The sequence below is a fragment of the Cohnella sp. WQ 127256 genome, assembly GCF_024519285.1.
Taxonomy (GTDB): domain Bacteria; phylum Bacillota; class Bacilli; order Paenibacillales; family Paenibacillaceae; genus Cohnella.
Genome location: NZ_JAMZCY010000004.1, coordinates 607,984 through 627,679 on the forward strand (window position 1 = coordinate 607,984; position 19,696 = coordinate 627,679).

A 19,696-nucleotide genomic window follows, 5' to 3' on the forward strand; every position below is an offset into this window, starting at 1 on the left:
GATCCCTATGAAAAAAGTTTTTTATCTCATGGATTGGGGGATATTCGGGCTCCGATCCTATTATTATATTTTGCTGTTATCTCATCTTTTAATGGAGAATGAATATTCTCCTCGATTGCTCGTGAACATCGTTTGGCTCTTAGCGGCCTTTATGATTCCCATGTTATTCTGGTTTCCGCAGCTAAGGACGAAGAAGGAATGGTTCATCTTACTTGAACTATTGCTAGGAGGATCTTATTATTTTCAATCGTTCATGCAGGCGGATCAGTTGGGGAGTGTCGATTATCTCATTCCGAGTCTTACAATCGGTTACTTATTAACTAGAAAGTCGGCCTGGACGATGCCGGCACTAGTATTACTACCCTTCGCCAGCATGTTATTCGGAGAAGTGACATGGGACCTGGCGCTCGGTTCAAGCTCCGATAACCTTCTTTTCTCTTTTATAGGGATTTGGGTCAACTTCATTGCCAAAGCCTATCATGAGAAAAATAAATTAGCTAAAGAAATTGATGAACAAAATAAATTGTTAACCCAATATGCCGCCGAGATCGAAAGGATGACTCTGCTGGAGGAACGAAGTCGTATGTCCAAGGAGATGCATGACACGTTAGGGCACTCTTTTATTGCCCTTATTATGAGTCTCGACGCCGCTATTGCGCTTCTAGACAAAAGTCCAAATCTAGCCAAGGAGAAATTGATTCGTATAAGAGGACTGACGGAACAGAACTTGGATGAAATGAGGGACATCGTGCACAAGATGGGGGAGGAAGTGAATATAAGCTTAGTGAGCCACGCCGAGAGACTCATCAACGACTTTCGGGAATATACTGGAACGGCCATTCAACTCACGCTGAAGGGAACAGAACGGACCATTCCTTTCGATGTGCGGCAATCGATCATTCGGGTGATACAAGAGTCTTTTACGAATGCACTAAAGCATGGAAAAGCAACGGAAATTGAGCTCAGTCTCCACTTTTCACCATCAACTTTACGAGTTTCCATTCAGAATAACGGAATACCCTTGGATAAGATAGAGTATGGGTTCGGCCTGACAACAATGAAGAATCGGATTGAGATGCTTGGAGGTACCTTTTCAATCTCCGCCTTAGCGGTCACTGGCGCTGAAGTCAGATGCGAAATACCACTGAAGGGAGAGAAGCTGTATGCCGAAAATTAAAGTGCTCATAGTAGATGATCAGGAATTGATCCTTGAAAGTCTAAATATCGTGCTAGAGATGGAAGACGATATCGAGGTTGTAGGATTGGCTAAGAATGGTGAAGAAGCTATCAACTATTGTGAGAGATCCCAACCGGATATCATCCTCATGGATATCAATATGCCTATTATGGATGGCGTTGTTGCTACAGAGAAGATCAAACTTCGATTCCCGTTAACGAAAATAATTATTCTAACTTCGTACAAAGAAGTTGAGTATGTTCTGGCAGCGTTAAGCCATGGAGCTGAAGGCTACCTGCTCAAAGCCATCCATCCCAAAAACCTTATAGCCGGCATACGGGTGGTTCACACAGGAGGCACACTCATTTCGCCTGAAATGGCAGACAAAATGATTAAAAGCATGATGAAAAGTGGTATTTCATCAACTATGGATACAAGGGCCATTGAACCCGAATTGCTTGAGAAAAACAATGAATTCGGACTTAGCACCCGCGAAGTCGAAGTTCTTCACAAGCTGGCGTTAGGTCTGCGCAATCAGGATATCGCTAAGGTATTATATCTTAGTGAGGGTACGGTTAAAAATTACATCTCGAATATTTATTCGAAATTGAATGTAAAAGGGAGAAGAGAAGCTGCTTATAAGGCTAGGGAAACAGGGATTTTAGATCCTTAAAGAACACATCTTAAAGAAGAATGAGATCACACAATAGATCTGCTCAAAGCCGACACCGTAACGGATGTCGGCTTTTATTTTGCTAAAGTCATATGACCGCGATATGACTAAACGGCACTACTGACGCATGACTTTTTTAAAGTATAGTATGCTTTGCAACCTATAATATTGGAACATAAAAAGAAGATATCCTGTCAGAGGAAGAGAAGTGATCATTTATAATGAGAAAGAAGAAGACACCGGACAATGAGGCATTTAACGGCAAGAGAATGTCTACGTTAGTTGCGTTCTTTCAATCCCCACTCATCTGGATGCTCGTGGGAGTGCTTGGGATCATCCTCGTCAATATGACATTCAGCTTGTTATCCAAAGATTTAAATGCACGAGGGTCCGTCATACTGACACTTGTCGGAAGCGCCGTTGCAATCGTTATCTATTGGCTTGCGATGAAGTTTCTGGCGCGGCGTCCGGTTCCCGAACTTCTGCTCCAACGGCGTGCGGTATCGGAAGTTATTTTCGGCGCTGTCGTCGGTCTTATCTTTATCATCGTTTCAACAGCCCTCATCGTCTTATTTGATGGGTATTCATTCAAGTGGGCCAACGAAAACACCAGCTCTGTCGTTTGGCCTATCATCACCACGTCACTCGGCGCTGCCTTCATCGAAGAATTAATCTTTCGGGGGCTTGCCTTTCAAGCCATTGAAAAAATGGGTGGAAGTTGGATTGCATTGACCCTAACATCCCTCTTCTTTGGAGTCGCTCACCTAGGCAACCCCGAAGCTACAATTTGGGGAGGCCTCTCTATTGCCATTGAAGCTGGTGTATTGCTAGGTGCAGCTTTCCTTTGGCGGCGCAATGTTTGGTTTATCATTGGCCTCCATTTCTTTTGGAATACAACAGAGGGACTCTTAGGTATTCCCGTCTCAGGCCATCCCTCCCCAGGTCTTTTCACGGTCGAAGTTACGGGCCCGGCCCTTCTCACTGGAGGCAAATTTGGCCTTGAAGCTTCGATAATTCCCGTAATCATCAGTCTGTTGATCGCCATCCCTATGCTGATTTTTGCTCGCCGCAAAGGGCATCTCATCTCTTTCCGTCAAGATCCAAAATAATATTCGAATCCAGTGGCTAAGGGCGCTCTTATGAGCACCCTTAGCCTGTTGAAACATTACTTTACTTTTGGGGGTATCCCATTTCAAGCGAGGTAAGCGGACCTTCCGAATAAACGGAACCGCTAGCTTGAATGTGCAAGGCTTACTTGCCGGACAACAGACCTACAGGACCATTTTGGGTATATTTGATCGTCTTGCCCGGAATTGAAGTCGCATCCGTGTATGCTTTCAAAACCGCCATCACACTCAATTCATCGGTTAAGCTCGAAAATTTCGCCCTCACTTATGATAAGGCTCTCCGTATTATCTATACTGCGAAATTAGAATTCGGCCTCATATGTCCGAAATCATGAAGGTTTCATTTCTGTTTATCGCCATCGCGATACAACCCCAGACCGTTCATGACATAAGGACGAACAATGTCTACAAGCCCATCGGTTCGATCTTTTTCCTCGACATTTAGCCAATAATGCGCAGCGTCATAGATCGCCGAACCTGTCATGGCCGCCATGACTTTGATAGGATGCCTACCCACACCAAGATGCGTAGCTCCTTTTAGAAAAATGCTTTCTATGGTTTGCAGCAGCATTTTCTTTATCTTCTCATCGACAAGCGTAGCCATCGACTTGGAATCCATTCTGCAGTTCTGATAAAAATCCACGATGTATCGGTGCGTCTGCAAGATCAGCTGGTCACATATTTCTTCCGTAAACTCCCGTGCATTCGCCACTTGCTCCGGAATCATCTCATGGAAAGCCTGTTCGGTGATTTCGTCAAGCAAAGCAAATTTATCTTCAAAATGAGCATAAAAAGTGGCTCGGTTAATGGTTGCCTTCTGCGCGATATCCTTGATGGTGATGGCATCGAATCCTTTTCTCCGTAACAAATCTCTGAACGCTGCTTTAATTAACTGTCGTGTGCGCAACACCCTCGGATCTTCCTGATTTACCATTTCAATATCTCCTTGATAAACATCAATTATGACAATGTGTTGCTTAAGCAATTTTTAACTAACTCTGCCAGTTGAGATCACAAGCAAGCAGCATTATTATCTTATCTAACAGGTGTTGCTTAAGCAATTTGTGACTATTTATTTGAAAGGAAGGATTCTATTGAACACCAAGCCCTATCGACTTCTGATATTTGGCGCCGGCGTGGTTGGCAGTGTATACGCACTCCGATTTGCACAATACGGACTGGACGTAACCTTACTGGCACGAGGAAAGAGGCTGGAGGCACTTCAAAGGAACGGACTGTCATACAACGACAATGGAACGATCAAGCAAATATCGATCAAGACGATTGACAAGCTTGAGAACGACGACATTTATGATTTTATCTTTGTTCCCGTACGATATGATCAGGCCGAATCTTCCCTGACTGCGATCAAGAACAATAAGAGTAAAACCATTGTCACCTTGACCAACACCATAGGATATGACAGTTGGCTTGAAATCGTAGGAGACCGGCTACTCCCAGGATTCCCGGGTGCGGGTGGAGACATCAAAGTGGATGTTCTATACGCCCAATTTGGTTCCGAAAAACATCAAGGGACCATTTTCGGTGAAATAAATGGACGGACGACTGAAAGAGTGAAAGAGCTTGCCCAACTATTCGAATCGGTCAATTTGCATTATGAAATCCAAAAAGACATTCTGGCATTCCATATATCGCATATTGCGTTGGCTATCGTCAACAAGCATTTCTACACGAATGACGGAATGGTGGATATTGAGACAGCAAGAAGTATAAAGATTCTAAGCAAGATTGCCGCAGATATTAAACAGAACATTCACCTGATAGAGCAAGCCGGAATTCCGGTAATCCCACCAGAAACGAAGGCAATGGGAGAATTGCCTGAGAACGATATTATTTCCCATTATCGTCAGTTGCTGAGCAATGACTTTATCATTGATGTAAAGCTTGGGAACCATGCTATCAGCCAAAAAGCGGAAATATTGTTATTAGATAAGATGTTTCATGAATTGATATCTATTCAGCCTGATAAACTGTAAGTATCGGTTCCCGCAGATATTCTATATCGCAATGGCTCGATTCTTTAGAGTCCGATGGCCAATACATTACCGGCTACTTACCTAACCGTACCAATTTTGATTCCATAGTTCGCCATATGAAAGAGAATAAATTGAATACCCATATCGATGAGGCCTATCCCTTTACCGCTCAAGGCCTGCTCCAGGCGTACCGCAAATGCAAAGAGCTGCCGAAACGGGGAAAAATCGTTATATCGAAAAACATGGGTTTATGATAAGGTTCACCTTATCAGGTCTATCAGCGAAAAAAATGGCGGCCCTATGGCCGCCAAGCGTTATTATTAAATTCTGCTTGCTACAAGGTAATTCTTTGTCTCGATGGCTTGATTGCTTCAATATTCTCCTTTAATCACGAAGAACGAACCTCGGATGGTCCCTGCCAGTTTGGACTTTTGTCTTGCAAACTTAAATTTCTTCTCTTCTAGCTCCTTAGGTACCTCCATGCCCTCAGTTAGCTTAAACCCTACGGCCCGCTTCTTAGGATCATCCACCGTATACAGGACGTTGACCGCTAGACCGTCCTCATAAAAGACGAAGGCCCATTTGATATTTTCTACTTGAAAACGTGATGTTTCCAGCGGTTGAGCCGCAAACTCAATACCACGTTCTTCTTTCAAAACTCGTTTCACATAATCAAGCGTCTCCTGGCTTTCGCCGGCTGGTACGGTCGTAAATTCGTGCTTGTATTTGTTCATGAAGTAACGGGCTTCATTCGCGCGCAGACCAGCTAGCACTTCTGCTACCGGCGAAGATTCCAGACCAACCACAGACACATTTTTAAAGTCAACAATAGTGGACATTTCCTCATTCCTCCTGCTAATTTCGTTTACTTCTCCACAACTGGAATCCACATTTCCCCATATACGAGGCTATCTCGCTGCCCCATCTCAACCGTTGCATTGGGCCCGCCAACATAGGCGTAATTATCGGCTGCTGGCAAGACTTGACCGAAGGCAATGCCAGTAAGCATGCTACTCAACTCATCAGCCGACTTCCCCTCGCCTTTAACAACGAGGTATTGTCCCTTAGGAAATTGGATCACTCTGTGTTCTTCCGGTACCGATGAATCTGTCATCACGCCAGCATAATACATCATCTTGTGATTTACCGCTTCGTTTACGGCAAAAATATAATCGTTCGCAGCAATCGCCTTTAACACGTCAAGCCTTCCATCCTGCTCTACTGACCGCCAAAAGCTCTCTTTCTCCTTATTCATGCCGGCATAATCCGTGTAATCGCTCTTCAGCTCCGTTCCAATACCCAGAACAATAAAGCTGTCTTTTTCCTCAAAGGTATACGTTGCCATGATTCCATCTCCTTTTTTGAATGAATCCATTGATTTGTTTATTCACTTGATAGGTTTATCATAAGCCTCAATCATGTCAAAATATGATACTGTTTAGAGTTCAGCCAATGGCTCTCTCCCACAGCTCCCTGCCTAAATATTAGTGTCTTTGGTAGGAAAAGTCTATCAGATTCAGGAATGGGCTGGCGTTGATTTCACTTCTATTAGAGTCTGCGGCTTTTCGGGCGCAGCGCCCAGGAGGCGATGCCAAGCGCAGCATAGAAAAGCGGAAGAATAACATGGAATCCACCATCCCCATAATCATGAGCGAACCCATGAGATAAGGCCGCACCTGTCATTAGAAAAAAGATACCGCTATAAGCCCATTCCTTAAGCCGAGGGAAACCTGGTATTACTAACGTAATGACTCCAAGCAATTTCCAAGTCCCGAGAATGTTCGTGATATATAAAGGGAATCCAATATCGGTCACTAAATCGACATTGCCCCCATATCGCATCAATTGCCCGATCCCGCTTAATGCAATAGAGAATGCGAGAATGACGGTGACTATCCAATAAGCTGCCGTCCTTCCGATAGGACGGGAATCAACCTTCGCGATCTTTTCAATACCGGTAATCGTACTCATTCCAATTCCTCCTTTGATCTCGTTTATTTCCGCACAACTGGAATCCACATTTCCCCATTACGCGCTCTTCAGTTCCGTTCCAACACCTACAACGATAAAACTGTCTTTCTCCTCAAGGGTATGTGCTGACATCATCCCAGCTCCTTTTTTCATTTGATCAAATCATTTGTTTTTTCACTTGATAGGTTTATAATAACGATAAATCATGTCAAAATATGATACTGTTTAGAGGGCCCGATGAAAAAAATAGAACGGATTAACATCATCATGCGGTACATCAACAACCGTGCCCATTTTACCATTTCGGAAATCATGCATGAGTTTAACATCTCCCGTTCGACGGCGATTCGAGACATCAGGGAAATTGAAGCGATGGGAATGCCTTTGGTCGCCGAAGTCGGGAGGGACGGGGGCTACTTTGTGATGAACAACTCCATCCTGCCCACGATCCGCTTTACCGATAATGAGATTAAAGCTCTTTTTATTGCCTTCATGGCCACACGCAATCTGCAACTCCCTTACCTCAAGAGCCGCCACTCTTTAGCGGAAAAGTTGCTCGGCCTCATCTCTCAAAACCAGCAAGATGATCTTGTTCTCTTAAATCAAATCTTGCTCTTTGAAGGTACCAATCCCCACAATCCTGACCTGCTTGATCTATCGGATCTGCCCCATCCGATGTTAGAACAACTCATCCAAATCCTTCTTGAAGACTGCTACTTAGTGGTTTCCGTCAAAGAAGGAAGAGAAATAAAGTCTTATCCCATCTATCTCATGCGCCTATATCGTGAAAAAAGCTCTTGGCAAATTGAAGGCTTCGGCCTACAGGAGGGGAAAAGGCGGATTATCCCTGTCGACAATCTCACCGATGTCAAACTATACTCGGAGAAAAAAAGAATAAGCAAGAAGAAGATTGTAGAACAACTAAGCAAACAGGAAGAAGCAATCAACTTTGTCCTTGAAGTTGGTCCCAAGGCGATTGCCCAGTTCAAAAAGTACCATCCATTAAAAATTACAATTTCTTATACGAATCCTTATCAAACTACGGCTATTTTAAAGACGTTTATCAATGTTCATCATCCGGATGAATTGACCGAAATTACAAATTGGCTGCTTTTCTTAGGTGGAGATATCAAGGTCAGGGAAATTCCGAAGGAAGTTGTGGAGGGATTTCAGGGGAGACTAGATGTGTTGAGAACAAGTAATTGACCCTAGCTACCGACTGTAAAGCACATTGAAGATATAGCGATCACATAGACACGCTCGATGAGATGTGGACATTCTTGCAGCGTGAAGGATTCGGAGTATCGGTAGCCTGAACTGGTAAGGAAGCGCTTTTAGTTGCGTGATCGGAGCAACCTGATCTTGTCGTGCTGGATTGGATGCTCCCCGAGAAAAGCGGTATCGATGTATGCCGCGAATTAAGACAAACATCGCATTGCGGCATCATTGTGGTCACGGCCAGATCGGATGAATCGGATAAAACCGTCGGTTTGGAAATTGGCGCAGACGATTATTTGATCAAGCCTTTCAGCGTGTATATTTATTTCGTTAATGTTACTCTTTCTCCTATTGCTCTTGAAAAACAAAGCTGTCCCTCCCTTTCGAATCAGAGTGGCGGGGATCGCTCACTTGGAGGCCGTCAATCTCTAAGGATAAGATCCACGAGAGCCTGGACACACTGTTTGATAGGCTCGCTATCCGTGTCCACCGTCAGCTCCGCTTCCAAGGGAGGCTCATACAGCGAATCAATTCCGGTAAACTGTTTAATAAGACCGGATCTCGCTTTGCGATACAATCCCTTGGGATCGCGCCGCTCGCATTCCTCAATCGAGCATTTTATATAAATCTCCATATATGTTTCAGGTTCGAATCGTTGCCGAATAGCGCTTCTGGCTTCAGACGAAGGGGAAATCATAGGCACCAAAACGATGAATCCGACGCTTAAAAAAAGTGAAGCGATCTCCGCCGCACGTCTAAGGTTCTCTCGGCGATCCTCATCCGTAAATCCAAGATCTCGGTTGATGCCTGATCGCAGCTGGTCTCCATCCAGCACCACGCATCGAATGCCTCGCTGAAACAACTCTTTCTCCGTGGCGGTTGCCAAAGTCGATTTACCTGATCCCGACAAGCCGGTAAACCACAATACTTTTCCTTTGTGACCATTCATACTCTCCCACTCACTCTTGCCTACCATATTGATCCTCCTTTGTCTCTGGCCTCAATATCTCGCTGAATGCTTAACAATTCCAGTCGTAAGTCTGACCAATCAATTCAAACAACTGCCGATTCGGTTCCGCATAATAATTTCGCAGCCATTCCATCGTATCTTGCGGGATCGGTTGATCGTATCCTCTTTTATTTAACGAAGCATGTTCGCCTGGATCCCATATCGGCATATCGAGGGGTCCCTGCTCATACGATCATACTCTTCTTCGATCCTTGAACGCTCAGCTTTCAGCGCTTCCGGGAATGACAACGATTCCAGACCCCGTCTTAGGATCATATACCACATTGGTAATCGAATCATCCCGAATTCGGCTCACCGCTTCGTCTATCACATGCAAAGGCACAAGATACCATTCCGTGATCGAACTGGATGGCCGAAACGGTCATGGATAGTGAGGTCAAGCTGAGCCGTTGCAAAGATACGGTGGAATATTCCCTCCAGCTTCGTACAATTTATACCCACCAGTTTGTTACTGGCAACAACTTTAACATCCGCCAGCAGGTAGGTCGCTTAAGGCTCAGGGTCTAATTTGGATACTTATTGTACGCGGCTAAACCCTATATTCCTTTTAATCCCAATCAAACCCTCTCTCCAGCATGCGGTACAGTCGTTCATTATGAGGAGCGAAATAAGCCTGCAAATGTTTCCTTGTAACGGTAGAGATCTCTTCGTAACGGCCGACATTGAGTGGCTTATATTGAAACTCGTAGGGCTGCACTCCAAGAAAATCGGTCACTTTCCTCATGGAGTCCGGCAGTCCACCGAAGAAATCCTCAAAGCTCAAGATCAAGATCTTTTCCGAAGGACAATAGCGGTGCCACTCCTCCAACTGATCGACATAAATTCCGCGACTTAGGTAGGAGTGATGCTGATGGCTCTCGTTGAAGTAGTAGGGATCCTCCCGGAATTTCTCCAGCATCCCCATTAACCGAACTTCCTCACAAGCAATTGCCTGTTCGAACGTCAACGTCTCGCCTAGATTGCGCACCGAGTGATGGTAATGCGAGTAGGCGCGATCGATCGGATTCCGCAGAATTACTATAATCTTGGCATCGGGCAGCGTCTCCCGCAATCTCCGAGCGGCAAGAGGATGAAACAGGTAATACGGAGACGCCTCACCCGTCAACCGGCGCTTCTTCTCCAGTAAGGAAGGAAAGAATTGAAGGTACCACTCTCTAGGCTTGTCGTAATTTAGATCGAAATAGTGCACTTCTTTAACGACGGCCCCGGCAATTACGGGATGCTGGTTCAGATAGTGGTACAGCGATGTCGTGCCAGCTTTCTGCGCGCCGATGATAACGAAATCCGGCATTCGTTGTTCCGACAACTGCTTAAATAAATACAAAAATGTCCCTCCTGATGCTCTTCATTCCTCGGCAGTTGCCGCAGCGTGTTGCATGCTGTCCTCCACTTCCCGGATTGCCTTGTAAAGTTCGTTATCGGGAAGAGCCCCGCTCCATTCGTGAGGCCAATTGACGTCGCTCCCTGCGAGTCTCTGCTCATAATGCTCTGCTCCTGCGGACTGCTTCAGCAAAGCATGGGCCAGACTTTCAATATCGGACGGCACCGCGCTGATGTTGGACGAGATTTGGCGGAAATACTCGGCTGTCTTAATCCCATAGGTGTTGGTGACCACCAGCAAGCCTGCGGAAGCCATCTCGATCGGCAGCAGACTCGGATGCGGAGAATCCATCAAGGCAAGCCCCAGATCGTGCTGCGGCAGCAGCTCCTCATAATCGTCCATATTGAACTTGCCGATATGCTTGATCCGAATGCCGCTTGGCAGCACTTGAGTGGACTTGTCCCCTCCGATTCCGATAACTTCCCACTCCTCCTCGGAGAATCCGCCGAGCTCTCTAACTCGATCGATGGCCAAACAGCCTAGCGCATACAGATTTCGCGAGTTATGCGGTTGAGGTCTGGCGTAGAAGAGCAGCTTCTTCTTGCGTCTCTTCGACAATCGAACCCATTGCTGTTCGGACAGCTCGAATCTAAGGATTGGATTGTTGAAATAAGAGCCGGCATTCAGAGAAGATACGATTCCCGACTGAACGAAATACTGTTGCAGGATATCTGTCGAGAATATCGGGTAATAATCCAGTCGATAGCTGTTCTCGGCCAACACCTTATAAGTCCCATTCTCATAAAAGATGGGCTCGTAATCTTGGGCAAGATAGATAAATTTGGAGTAGATGGTCTCCTTGGTCGCCTCGCTCGCCAGATGGGCGGTCCACCAGGAGGTCGCAATGAAGAGGTCGCTCTCCGAGATCTTCACTTCCTGCTCGAAAGAATAACAAGTCTGAAACTCTGCGTCGGTCAGAAAAGCCTTTAGCCTGCCGTCATGATTCTTGATTCGATCCAGATTCTCCTTCGTGAATTCCGATTGATCGGTCATCAGAATTCGAATCGAATAGCCTGATTCATAAAACTTCTTCGCTATATTAAACATCCCTATGTATCCGCCAAAGAAGTTCTGCGGGTCGATCTGCGAGATGAGCAGATTGACTCTCCGTGGTGCCTCAGTCGAAACGACGAATTGTCTTCCCTTGAACTTGCGCTTGTATTCCAAGACATAATGATCAACCCCATATGTTGGGTTCTCCGCCGCAGTCAATGACATCCGATAGGCAGCTCCTCGCGATGCTGCGCTTGTCGCATAGGTGTTTTGTGTCAGCCTGCGAACCCATCTCCTCATCGGAATGACAAGCGCATCGGTCAGCCTGTTAACGAGCAGGGAGACCAACATCCACAACTCAAGATTGTTTAACGTCTCTTTACCTCGGCGAACCTTGCGATGGACTTTCCATAGCCCCCTTACACTTCGGGAGCGACGAATGAGCTCCAGCAGCTCAGGAGCCGCTCCTCGCTGCTCGGCATTTTCCGCCAACGTGACGATATGCTCGGCGTTAAGATGATTAAAGTTATAGAGAGACACCGTATTCGCGAACAGCTCTCGCAAGATTAGCTTCGACTTCACTTTCAATGGACGGTTCTTGTCCTTGACTAGCTTTCGTACTTCTTGCATGGGTCCCAGTTCCATAATCGCTTCGATAAACGGTTTGCTCCCGAAGTTGATATGTCCGATAACATTGTTGTCGCTCTGAACATAATCATACAGCGGTTCATCGATGTACTCGATGCCTCCGCGCATATTAGCGATTATGGCAATCCATTGGTCGTGGTAAATGTCTCCGTTGCGAGGTGGAAGAGGTAAGATGTCCCAAAGCAGATCCGCCCGGAATACCGATGCGGCACCTGTAACCGTGTTGGCGATAGCCAACAGATCCAAGTCTTCAGTTCGGTAATAATTTTTTCTTTTCACCCAATAGCTGTCATAGATAAGGCCTCCATCCCGCTTTACGATTCTCATATCGCAATAAACAAGTTTACTGCGTTCATGCTTCAGCAGCGTCTTTACGCTTAAGCTCAGCTTATTCGGATACCAGTAATCATCTTGGTCGGCGAGCGCAATGAACTGCGCCTCCTTGGGAACCTGCTCCAAGCAGCGTTCGAAGTTATGATAGAACCCGACATTGTCTTCATTATCGATAAAGATGAACCTCTTGTCGCTTCCCAGCATCTCTAACATTTGCTTTCTACAACTGATCTTCGAGCAATCGTCGCTAACGATGCAGATCCAGTTCCGGTATTCCTGACTTCGGATGCTCTCTACTTGTCTTCTGAACTGTTCCAGATCCGGGTTATAGGTTGTCATGCAAATCGTGACCAGCCCCGTGTCGTCAGACGTCTGAATATCAAGCTCTCTCGGTGTGTAAGGGGACAAAGTCATCGTTCCGAGCTCGATTCGGCAAGTCGTCCCGTTTCGGAATGTCACTTCCAGATAGACTTCGCGCTCCTCAATGGTCGATACGGGTTCAATGACAACGGGCACGCGAAAGCCGGAGAACAAAGAATTCAGCTTACGGTCGATATGAAGGTAGTCAGCCAGCACATCCGGTCGGTAGATCGTCTTATCGGTGGCATCGAAGACGCTATCGCCCACCACGACCTGAATACGGGCTGCTCTCGAATCACTGAATACCCAACCTTTGACTGCATAGACCATAGGGTTGCCGGGGCTTGCTTTTTTCGGCAGCATTTTGTCTATATTGTAGTACAACATGATTCCCCCCCCCGCCCTTCTCTATGTTTATGAATGTGCTCTCGCCCCAGGCAGCCTCTGGTTCACATACTCGACCAGTATGGACTTTAACGGTTCGGACACGTTACTGGAAGCTGCACGTATATCTTCTACCGCCTCATCCGATAGGACAATTACACGAGGAAGGGATGAAATCTCCATTTTAGAGTAATTAATAGCAAACCTTTCACTTAACCACCGAATGTCGCACGACGCTTGGGCGCATATTCTTTCTTTATATTCGGTTGGAACATCGAATGCCGGGCCTCGCACCTTATGCAGAAGCTCGAAGTCCTGTTCCCTATGCTCTGGGTTGAGTCGACCATCTACCGTCAGCGGAACCTGATCATTGAGATAAGAGATCAGGTCGGCCGCGATTAACGACAAGCTCTCGTTGGACCTTATGAGTCTCAATCTCTCAAGCGTATCGCCCTTGATGCCAAGGTTCGATAGAAAGTGACCAACAATTCCTTGCGGATGATCGAGAGCCTGTTCGAACGAATAGACAGAAGTACACTCTGGCCCAAACACGTCGACGAATTTCTGAATTCGCTTCTGGAACAACCCGTTCAGTTCTTTATCGATCACGCCCCAAGCGGTTTTCCCTGTCTCGCCATTCTTAATTCTCTCCTGGTAGGCGCTAATAGCCCATTTCACCGGATGGCGTACGTAGACAACGACCCTTATGTTCAACTTGCGGGACGAAACGGAATGGATAAACTCGCGCAGCTTTATTAAACCGTTGGTGCTAAGCTTCGATATATCCTCACCGGAGATTACAAGCTTGTCCCCTTTTCGCTTCCGAAGCTCATCCAACAGGTCCCGAACATACTCCCGATTAGCGGAGCCGATCTCCGCCTCGCTTAAGCCCCTCTTGATATTCATGTGATAGCGCTCAGGATACTCACTGAATAAGCTATAAAATGTGACGGAATGATTAGCTGCAATAGATCTTGGGTAGAGAATTCCTTTAGATTCCAGCAGTTGATTATTCTTCTCTAAGTACAACGACTCTTGGATGCTGGATGTCCCCGTTTTATGCAACCCAACGTGAAAAATAACCTCTTTGATCGTTTTGTTTTTCGCGGTCAGAAGCGGATTCAGCAAGTGGTTCGGATTATCCCTTAGCAGGCTCTCCATATGAATTCGCGGATTGGGGGATCTGCCCTCTTTCCATCCAGCAACGGTAAAGTGCTCCAGAAGATCGAAGGGGCCTCTTCTAAGCTCCTTGTTATGGTATAAATAATAATACTCGTCGAAAATCGGCTTTAATCTACGTTTGTCCGATGCGATTCGCCAACTCCGACGAGGGTGTCCGACGATTCTAGCGATCCTCCTGAAGGAACGGGACAGCGCTTGCTTTGCTCCCGCATGGGTCGTCTTTCTTTCATCTAATGCTTTTGTGAAGGTCTCCGTTTCAAGCTTCTGTTCCTCCGCGAGCTGCTTGTTCTCCCATGCAAGTCGCTGCCATTTCTCTAGTGCAAGCCGATTCTCCTCTAATGCGAGCTGTTTCTCTTCCGATGCAAGGCGCCACTCTTCTATCGTCGCCTCATGAAGTCGGATTCGTTCCTTCAACTCCACATTCTCGCGACCAAGCCCGCTCAAGGCATTATTCAGCTCTTCGATCTGCTTCATCTTCAGGCTGTTCAATAAGGAATGCGCGAACTCATCCAATGGGAAAACCGATATTTGGAAGACGGCCCTCGAAATCGGTTGGCCATTCAGTCGATAAACGATCTGCGGATCGTCGTTCTCGAACAGAAACACCCGATCGGCTAGGCGCACTTGATAATTGCCTCCTATTATTTCATTAGGGAGCGGTGAGCCTTCGTGCTCGAACTCCGCTTGATGTACGATAGCCAAACAGCAAGACAGACCCGGGTCCAGTCGAAAATGGTCCACCGGTCCTTGCTTCACAAGAGATATCTCCAAGCGGTATCTTCCTTGAAAATTCGATCTCTGGGATTGGCGCTCCGAGAACCCCTCCCCGGTATCGATGAACACCTGAGCGTAATTTTCCGCATTTTCAGATCCCCGATAGCCCAAGTCATAGGCTAACGGTCTGGCAAACCGGAGAGAGAGCTTCCTTACCTCGTCGCCGGGCATCCACGTATCGGTATTTGCGGCATCGAGCAGAGTCTGGTACATTCGTACGACGATATGCTCCTTGCCCAGAAGTCCCTCCAGCCTTTGCCCATCTTGGTGATGGTGCCTTAACGTAGCATCAAGATAGGTAAGCTCATCCGGATTCCACTCCGATACCGAGGCATTACTTCCGACAAATAAAGCCAAGCGGTGTAGTTCCTCGGTTGTATGCCCCAGCAACGAGTCATACGATGAGATCAGCAGTGGAGCATTCAGTTGGGCAATCGCCATCAATGTATAATAAGCCCACAGCTTAACTCCGTGCTCAAGCTCAATCAAATCCCGCTTTAAAAGGGATTGGGCCGAATTTAACGGATTTCTTAGAGCCAAAACATACTTAACCTCCACACCTAGGCGTTCGAAGGCCAGCTTCCAGAAAGGCAACAATACGCAAATTCTCGGGTCCTTTATCAGCACCGTATCGGCAGCCTGCAAATGTTCGTTCAGAAGCTGTATCGCCCGCGCCAGAAATTCTTCTTCAAGAAGGGGGAGAAAATGCTCGCATCGATTCAGCAGAGGATTATCGATCGATTGCCATCTCTGATTGAGCCGCTTAAGGATTGTTTCATTTAGAGCGACGAGATTTAAGTCCTCCCAATAGCCTCTCGGGTTTGCCGAATCTCCCGGCATCAGATTCCCACCTGGATATGCGCCAAGTCGAACGAGACTATTCGCCAGAGCGCTGGTTCCCGAACGATGCATGCCCAGAACGACGACAATCTTCTTTTTCATAGCTTCTTATCCTCATTTCCTCTCATTTCCTCTCATTTCATCCGGATTCGGAAACAGCAGTTGATCCAAGAAGCGTTCAACCAATTCATGAATAACCACGTCTGGATGCTCTTCCTTGATGATATTGGTATCGAAGTTGTGATTCCAGACATGCACGCTTCTCTTGAAGTTACGGGATAAGTACGGGATCATATTAACCGTAAAGGAATCACGGAACATAAGGAGCGTATACGAGTCGGCCGGCAAACCGGGTGCCGTCGTAATGATCGTATCGGGTGAATCCGGATAAGGCTCCGCCTGCATGGTATAATTCTCGACTTTGCTGCCGGATACAGGCTCAAGCGTCAAATAATCATCCGAAATCTCCCCATCGATCATCAGCATCTTAGAGAGATCACCGGAACTGCTAGTCGAATTCACCTTAAAGTCATGAATAGACAGCGGTTCAATACCGGGCAAATCTTGTCTAACCTCCGCTATTATTTTCTCATAACCATAGAAGGCGCCTAATTCATTCCAATGCGTATCGTTCTTGTGATATAGCTGACCGTCAGACTTATGCTCTAGAAGAGTCGTCCGGAGATCGATAACCTCGATATCCGAGTTACTCCGCAGATAGGCAAGTAGTTGATCCAGCCTGGTACCGTTCTGTCCCTTTCGAATGTATCCGGGCAAGTACTCCGGGTAGATTGTATTCTTGTCGGGGGCAACCGTTACGTAGAACTCGATTCCCTGCGCGGCCAACCATCGTTTTCTCTCCTCGAGATTGTCTCGGATCGTCTGCAATTGTTTGTCGCTAAAGGTCTCCAACCCTTGATAATCTTCGATCGATCCATCCCCGTTATAGAATAGCCATCCATCCTTACCTATAATGACTTGATCGACGGATGACATTCCTAACCACTTCACCTTGATCTCGTTGTTCCAACGGATCAACCGATCCCTGAAGGCGAAATGATCGTTAATGAAGCTCTCAAACTGGCCTGTGAACTCGCGGAAGGACAGGTCGCTTAAATGAAGGAACGGGTTGGTCGCCAAGGTTCGGTTCTCGACATCCGCTTGCTTCTGATTAAGGATGAGACCGCCGAATACCGGTACCACCAGCAAGAATACGAAAGCCGAACTAAGCACTGCGCGATTCACCGCAATTGACTTAAAGCGAAGGGTTGCATTGGTTAATTGCAATATGAAGAATAGAGCAACGCTCGACAAGACGAAGGCGGCATAGAATAATGTATCCATGAGCGAATGGTCCTTCAGCTTGCCGAACTCCGGTCCTAGTTGATTTAACACCAGTTGAGGGTCATTGCCGGTCATCGTGATCTGGAGCCCGTCATTCACGAGCGTCATTGGCTCAATCTGATTAAGGGCAGGATTGGATGCGTTAATTCGGGAAGCGTCCCAGGTAATCCTGTGGAGATTGGCCTTGAAGGCAATGCCCTTCAATTCCAAAGTTCCAGGAGCCATACCCAGATCGATCCGCACCTTCTGGGCATTACCCGGAATGGCAAACTTCAGGTTCTGGTACCCTTCGCTCTTCTTGACCTCCAATCGAGCTGAATCGGCTTCATTAAAGCCGATGCCGATGTCGTAAAACACTTGATAAATATCATCCGCCGGTACTGTCACCTTAAGATATAAATCGATTGTCGGTCTTCCCTTGTCAATGAAGGAATAGATGAGAATCGAGCCCAGAAGGAAGACGATGGCTGCTATTAGATTCACTATCCGGTTACTGCGAGCTCGCATCGCTTGGACTCCTTAAAATCTAAAATATATGAACGGATTGTAGGTGGACGACGCCAGGGACATAATCGAAAAGAGAAGAATGGTGAGAATATACAAAAGTGTGACCCACTCATATCCCATTTGAAGAGGCTTTGCTTCCAAGTAACCAGCCATCCGCTCCGCTATTCTCTTCGGCAACGGCGTGGCACCTATAACAGCGATTCCCAGTAGAATTACAATCTGAGGATTCGCAAAGTAAGCGACGCCGTACAAGCCGGGGCCTTGTCGCCAAGGAATCCACATCGAACCTAAATAGTGAAGGGCTTGAGAAAGCGTGTCCGAACGAAAAAATACCCAACCGACAAGCACGACCAGCGCGGCATATAGGAATCGAACAGGTGTCCAAACCTTGCGTAGAATATCCCCAATAACCGTTCTTTCTGCAATAAGGAAACAGCCATGCCAAGCTCCCCAGATGACGAAGTTCCAGCTAGCACCATGCCAGATGCCGGTAATCAGGAAGACAATCCCCAGATTGCGATAGGTCTTTAACCGCGTCGTTCGGCTTCCGCCAAGCGGAATATAGACATAATCGCGGAACCACGCCGATAAGGAGATATGCCATCGACGCCAGAACTCCTGGATAGAATGGGATATGTAAGGGTAATTGAAGTTCTCGGGGAAATGGATTCCGAACATTCGGGCGAGCCCGATCGCCATGTCGGAATAGCCGGAGAAGTCATAGTATAGCTGAAACGAATAGCATACGATGCCCAGCCAAGCCAGCCCGCTGGACAAGTCTCCGCCGCTTAATGAGAAGATATTGTCCGCCGTCTGTCCCAGAGGGTTGGCAATCAGAACCTTCTTGCTTAATCCGATTACGAACCGCTTGATGCCCTGGTGGAAGTCCTCCATTCGGACGGTTCTGGCTTGAATCTGCTCAGCAATGCTTTTATAACGAATAATTGGTCCAGCAATCAGTTGTGGAAAGAAGGAAATATATAAAGCTAAATTTAAAGGATTCTTCTGAGGGGCGCTGTCATTCCGGTAAATATCGACGATGTAAGAAATGACATGGAAGCTAAAAAAGGAAATGCCGATCGGCAAGTCGATAGGTGTGACGTCGAATGGATTCATCCCCAAGGATTCCAATAATCTATTGAGGTTATCGACGATAAAACTCAAATACTTGTAGAAGACTAGGATTCCTACGTTAACTAGAACGGCAGTAATGACAACTCCCTTGGCAACGGCTCTCTTGTTCGAATACGCTCCGATAATCAGACCAAAAACGTAATTCATAAGGGTCGAACCGATCATTAGCCATACGAACCGCGGCTCTCCCCAAGCATAAAAGAACAAGCTTGCTGCAAGAAGAAGAAAATTCCTCATATCTCGACGAATGAAGAAATAACCGGTTAACACGAGAGGCAAGAATACGAATAAAAAGAGGGGAGAGCTGAATACCAAGGAGCCACCAACTTCCGACAAATCGTTCAGAAATCATACACGTTTCTGCATCTATCACCCAATAATATTAGCCTATTTCTAAGCAGATTTACACTACAACTTAACCTGTATAGGATATACTGTTCACTTTATGGATACGTTGGACGCTATCTTTGACTCTATTATTCGCTATAGCTTTGTTTTTGCCGGCTCATGGAGCATCGGCGAAAAATGCGAAAGGAGCTGTCGCGGCGCGACAAGCTCCTAATCCAAGTGATCATCAAAACACTACTTCTTTTCTCTCCGTACTCATTTTATCAATAATTATT

At 46.5% G+C, this 19,696-nt stretch carries 17 protein-coding genes and 2 pseudogenes; 7 read left to right on the forward strand and 12 right to left on the reverse strand.

The annotated features are described in order from the left end of the window. Window positions 1–7 precede the first annotated feature (7 nt). From M1K58_RS14195 to M1K58_RS14205, 3 genes are all read left to right on the forward strand, one after another. Window positions 8–1,177 carry a sensor histidine kinase gene (locus M1K58_RS14195; RefSeq protein WP_256759510.1) on the forward strand — a complete coding sequence of 390 codons (1,170 nt, stop codon included), beginning with the start codon at window positions 8–10 and terminating at the stop codon, window positions 1,175–1,177. After that, window positions 1,164–1,850: a response regulator transcription factor gene (locus M1K58_RS14200; protein ID WP_256759511.1), complete on the forward strand. Its 687-nt coding sequence runs from the start codon at window positions 1,164–1,166 to the stop codon at window positions 1,848–1,850. Before M1K58_RS14195 ends, M1K58_RS14200 begins: the two co-directional genes overlap by 14 nt. 221 nt (window positions 1,851–2,071) lie before the next feature. Continuing rightward, window positions 2,072–2,959: a CPBP family intramembrane glutamic endopeptidase gene (locus tag M1K58_RS14205; RefSeq protein WP_256759512.1), complete on the forward strand. Its 888-nt coding sequence runs from the start codon at window positions 2,072–2,074 to the stop codon at window positions 2,957–2,959. A 76-nt stretch (window positions 2,960–3,035) separates the two neighbouring features. Here the strand turns inward: M1K58_RS14205 and M1K58_RS14210 are convergent. Beyond that, window positions 3,036–3,206: pseudogene (locus tag M1K58_RS14210) on the reverse strand (NAD(P)H-dependent oxidoreductase); the annotation flags it as partial. A 111-nt stretch (window positions 3,207–3,317) separates the two neighbouring features. Then, the gene (locus M1K58_RS14215) at window positions 3,318–3,911 is read right to left on the reverse strand and encodes a TetR/AcrR family transcriptional regulator (RefSeq protein WP_256759513.1); all 594 of its coding nucleotides are present in this window, start codon (window positions 3,909–3,911) and stop codon (window positions 3,318–3,320) included. Between the two features lie 160 nt (window positions 3,912–4,071). On the opposite strand from M1K58_RS14215, the gene M1K58_RS14220 reads away from it, so the two are divergent. Together M1K58_RS14220 and M1K58_RS14225 are read left to right on the forward strand one after the other, a co-directional pair. Then, window positions 4,072–4,974: a ketopantoate reductase family protein gene (locus M1K58_RS14220; RefSeq protein ID WP_256759514.1), complete on the forward strand. Its 903-nt coding sequence runs from the start codon at window positions 4,072–4,074 to the stop codon at window positions 4,972–4,974. 104 nt (window positions 4,975–5,078) lie between these two features. Beyond that, window positions 5,079–5,228, forward strand: coding sequence for a hypothetical protein (locus tag M1K58_RS14225; protein ID WP_372339162.1), 150 nt, complete (start codon window positions 5,079–5,081; stop codon window positions 5,226–5,228). Window positions 5,229–5,345: 117 nt separating this feature from the next. On the opposite strand, the gene M1K58_RS14230 is transcribed toward M1K58_RS14225, so the two are convergent. From M1K58_RS14230 to M1K58_RS14240, 3 genes are all read right to left on the reverse strand, one after another. Continuing rightward, window positions 5,346–5,813 carry a phage tail protein gene (locus M1K58_RS14230; protein ID WP_256759515.1) on the reverse strand — a complete coding sequence of 156 codons (468 nt, stop codon included), beginning with the start codon at window positions 5,811–5,813 and terminating at the stop codon, window positions 5,346–5,348. Between the two features lie 26 nt (window positions 5,814–5,839). Then, window positions 5,840–6,319, reverse strand: coding sequence for a GyrI-like domain-containing protein (locus M1K58_RS14235; RefSeq protein ID WP_256759516.1), 480 nt, complete (start codon window positions 6,317–6,319; stop codon window positions 5,840–5,842). Window positions 6,320–6,522: 203 nt separating this feature from the next. After that, complete coding sequence (locus M1K58_RS14240) at window positions 6,523–6,945, reverse strand: DoxX family protein (RefSeq protein WP_256759517.1); 423 nt, start codon at window positions 6,943–6,945, stop codon at window positions 6,523–6,525. Between the two features lie 237 nt (window positions 6,946–7,182). Here M1K58_RS14240 and M1K58_RS14245 point away from each other — a divergent pair, with 237 nt between their 5' ends. Beyond that, window positions 7,183–8,151 carry a helix-turn-helix transcriptional regulator gene (locus M1K58_RS14245; protein ID WP_256759518.1) on the forward strand — a complete coding sequence of 323 codons (969 nt, stop codon included), beginning with the start codon at window positions 7,183–7,185 and terminating at the stop codon, window positions 8,149–8,151. A gap of 62 nt (window positions 8,152–8,213) precedes the next feature. Further along, window positions 8,214–8,480, forward strand: a pseudogene (locus M1K58_RS14250) (response regulator); the annotation flags it as partial. Window positions 8,481–8,584: 104 nt separating this feature from the next. On the opposite strand, the gene cysC reads toward M1K58_RS14250, so the two are convergent. The 7 genes from cysC to M1K58_RS14285 all read right to left on the reverse strand — a co-directional run bounded on the left by cysC (window position 8,585) and on the right by M1K58_RS14285 (window position 19,388). Further along, complete coding sequence (gene cysC / locus M1K58_RS14255) at window positions 8,585–9,139, reverse strand: adenylyl-sulfate kinase (RefSeq protein ID WP_256759519.1); 555 nt, start codon at window positions 9,137–9,139, stop codon at window positions 8,585–8,587. A gap of 43 nt (window positions 9,140–9,182) precedes the next feature. Continuing rightward, a complete protein-coding gene (locus tag M1K58_RS14260) occupies window positions 9,183–9,341 on the reverse strand; it encodes a hypothetical protein (protein ID WP_256759520.1) in 159 nt (52 codons plus the stop codon). 399 nt (window positions 9,342–9,740) lie between these two features. Next, window positions 9,741–10,517: a sulfotransferase domain-containing protein gene (locus M1K58_RS14265; protein ID WP_256759521.1), complete on the reverse strand. Its 777-nt coding sequence runs from the start codon at window positions 10,515–10,517 to the stop codon at window positions 9,741–9,743. A 21-nt stretch (window positions 10,518–10,538) separates the two neighbouring features. Beyond that, window positions 10,539–13,295, reverse strand: coding sequence for a rhamnosyltransferase WsaF family glycosyltransferase (locus tag M1K58_RS14270; RefSeq protein WP_256759522.1), 2,757 nt, complete (start codon window positions 13,293–13,295; stop codon window positions 10,539–10,541). A gap of 27 nt (window positions 13,296–13,322) precedes the next feature. Next, window positions 13,323–16,190: a hypothetical protein gene (locus M1K58_RS14275; protein ID WP_256759523.1), complete on the reverse strand. Its 2,868-nt coding sequence runs from the start codon at window positions 16,188–16,190 to the stop codon at window positions 13,323–13,325. Window positions 16,191–16,202: 12 nt separating this feature from the next. Beyond that, window positions 16,203–17,939 (reverse strand): alginate O-acetyltransferase AlgX-related protein, encoded by a 1,737-nt coding sequence (locus M1K58_RS14280; protein WP_256759524.1) that lies wholly within the window; start codon window positions 17,937–17,939, stop codon window positions 16,203–16,205. A 12-nt stretch (window positions 17,940–17,951) separates the two neighbouring features. Next, window positions 17,952–19,388, reverse strand: a complete 1,437-nt coding sequence (locus M1K58_RS14285; RefSeq protein ID WP_256759525.1) for an MBOAT family O-acyltransferase — start codon at window positions 19,386–19,388, stop codon at window positions 17,952–17,954. Window positions 19,389–19,696 lie beyond the last annotated feature (308 nt).

Bases quoted from the DNA above. Each gene is read 5' to 3' on its own strand.
- M1K58_RS14280 (WP_256759524.1), bottom strand. From the start codon at position 17,939: ATGCGAGCTCGCAGTAACCGGATAGTGAATCTAATAGCAGCCATCGTC.
- cysC (WP_256759519.1), bottom strand. From the start codon at position 9,139: ATGGTAGGCAAGAGTGAGTGGGAGAGTATGAATGGTCACAAAGGAAAA.
- M1K58_RS14215 (WP_256759513.1), bottom strand. From the start codon at position 3,911: ATGGTAAATCAGGAAGATCCGAGGGTGTTGCGCACACGACAGTTAATT.
- M1K58_RS14240 (WP_256759517.1), bottom strand. From the start codon at position 6,945: ATGAGTACGATTACCGGTATTGAAAAGATCGCGAAGGTTGATTCCCGT.
- M1K58_RS14235 (WP_256759516.1), bottom strand. From the start codon at position 6,319: ATGGCAACGTATACCTTTGAGGAAAAAGACAGCTTTATTGTTCTGGGT.
- M1K58_RS14260 (WP_256759520.1), bottom strand. From the start codon at position 9,341: ATGCCGATATGGGATCCAGGCGAACATGCTTCGTTAAATAAAAGAGGA.
- M1K58_RS14270 (WP_256759522.1), bottom strand. From the start codon at position 13,295: ATGTTGTACTACAATATAGACAAAATGCTGCCGAAAAAAGCAAGCCCC.
- M1K58_RS14205 (WP_256759512.1), top strand. From the start codon at position 2,072: ATGAGAAAGAAGAAGACACCGGACAATGAGGCATTTAACGGCAAGAGA.
- M1K58_RS14245 (WP_256759518.1), top strand. From the start codon at position 7,183: ATGAAAAAAATAGAACGGATTAACATCATCATGCGGTACATCAACAAC.
- M1K58_RS14275 (WP_256759523.1), bottom strand. From the start codon at position 16,190: ATGAAAAAGAAGATTGTCGTCGTTCTGGGCATGCATCGTTCGGGAACC.
- M1K58_RS14230 (WP_256759515.1), bottom strand. From the start codon at position 5,813: ATGTCCACTATTGTTGACTTTAAAAATGTGTCTGTGGTTGGTCTGGAA.
- M1K58_RS14200 (WP_256759511.1), top strand. From the start codon at position 1,164: ATGCCGAAAATTAAAGTGCTCATAGTAGATGATCAGGAATTGATCCTT.
- M1K58_RS14195 (WP_256759510.1), top strand. From the start codon at position 8: ATGAAAAAAGTTTTTTATCTCATGGATTGGGGGATATTCGGGCTCCGA.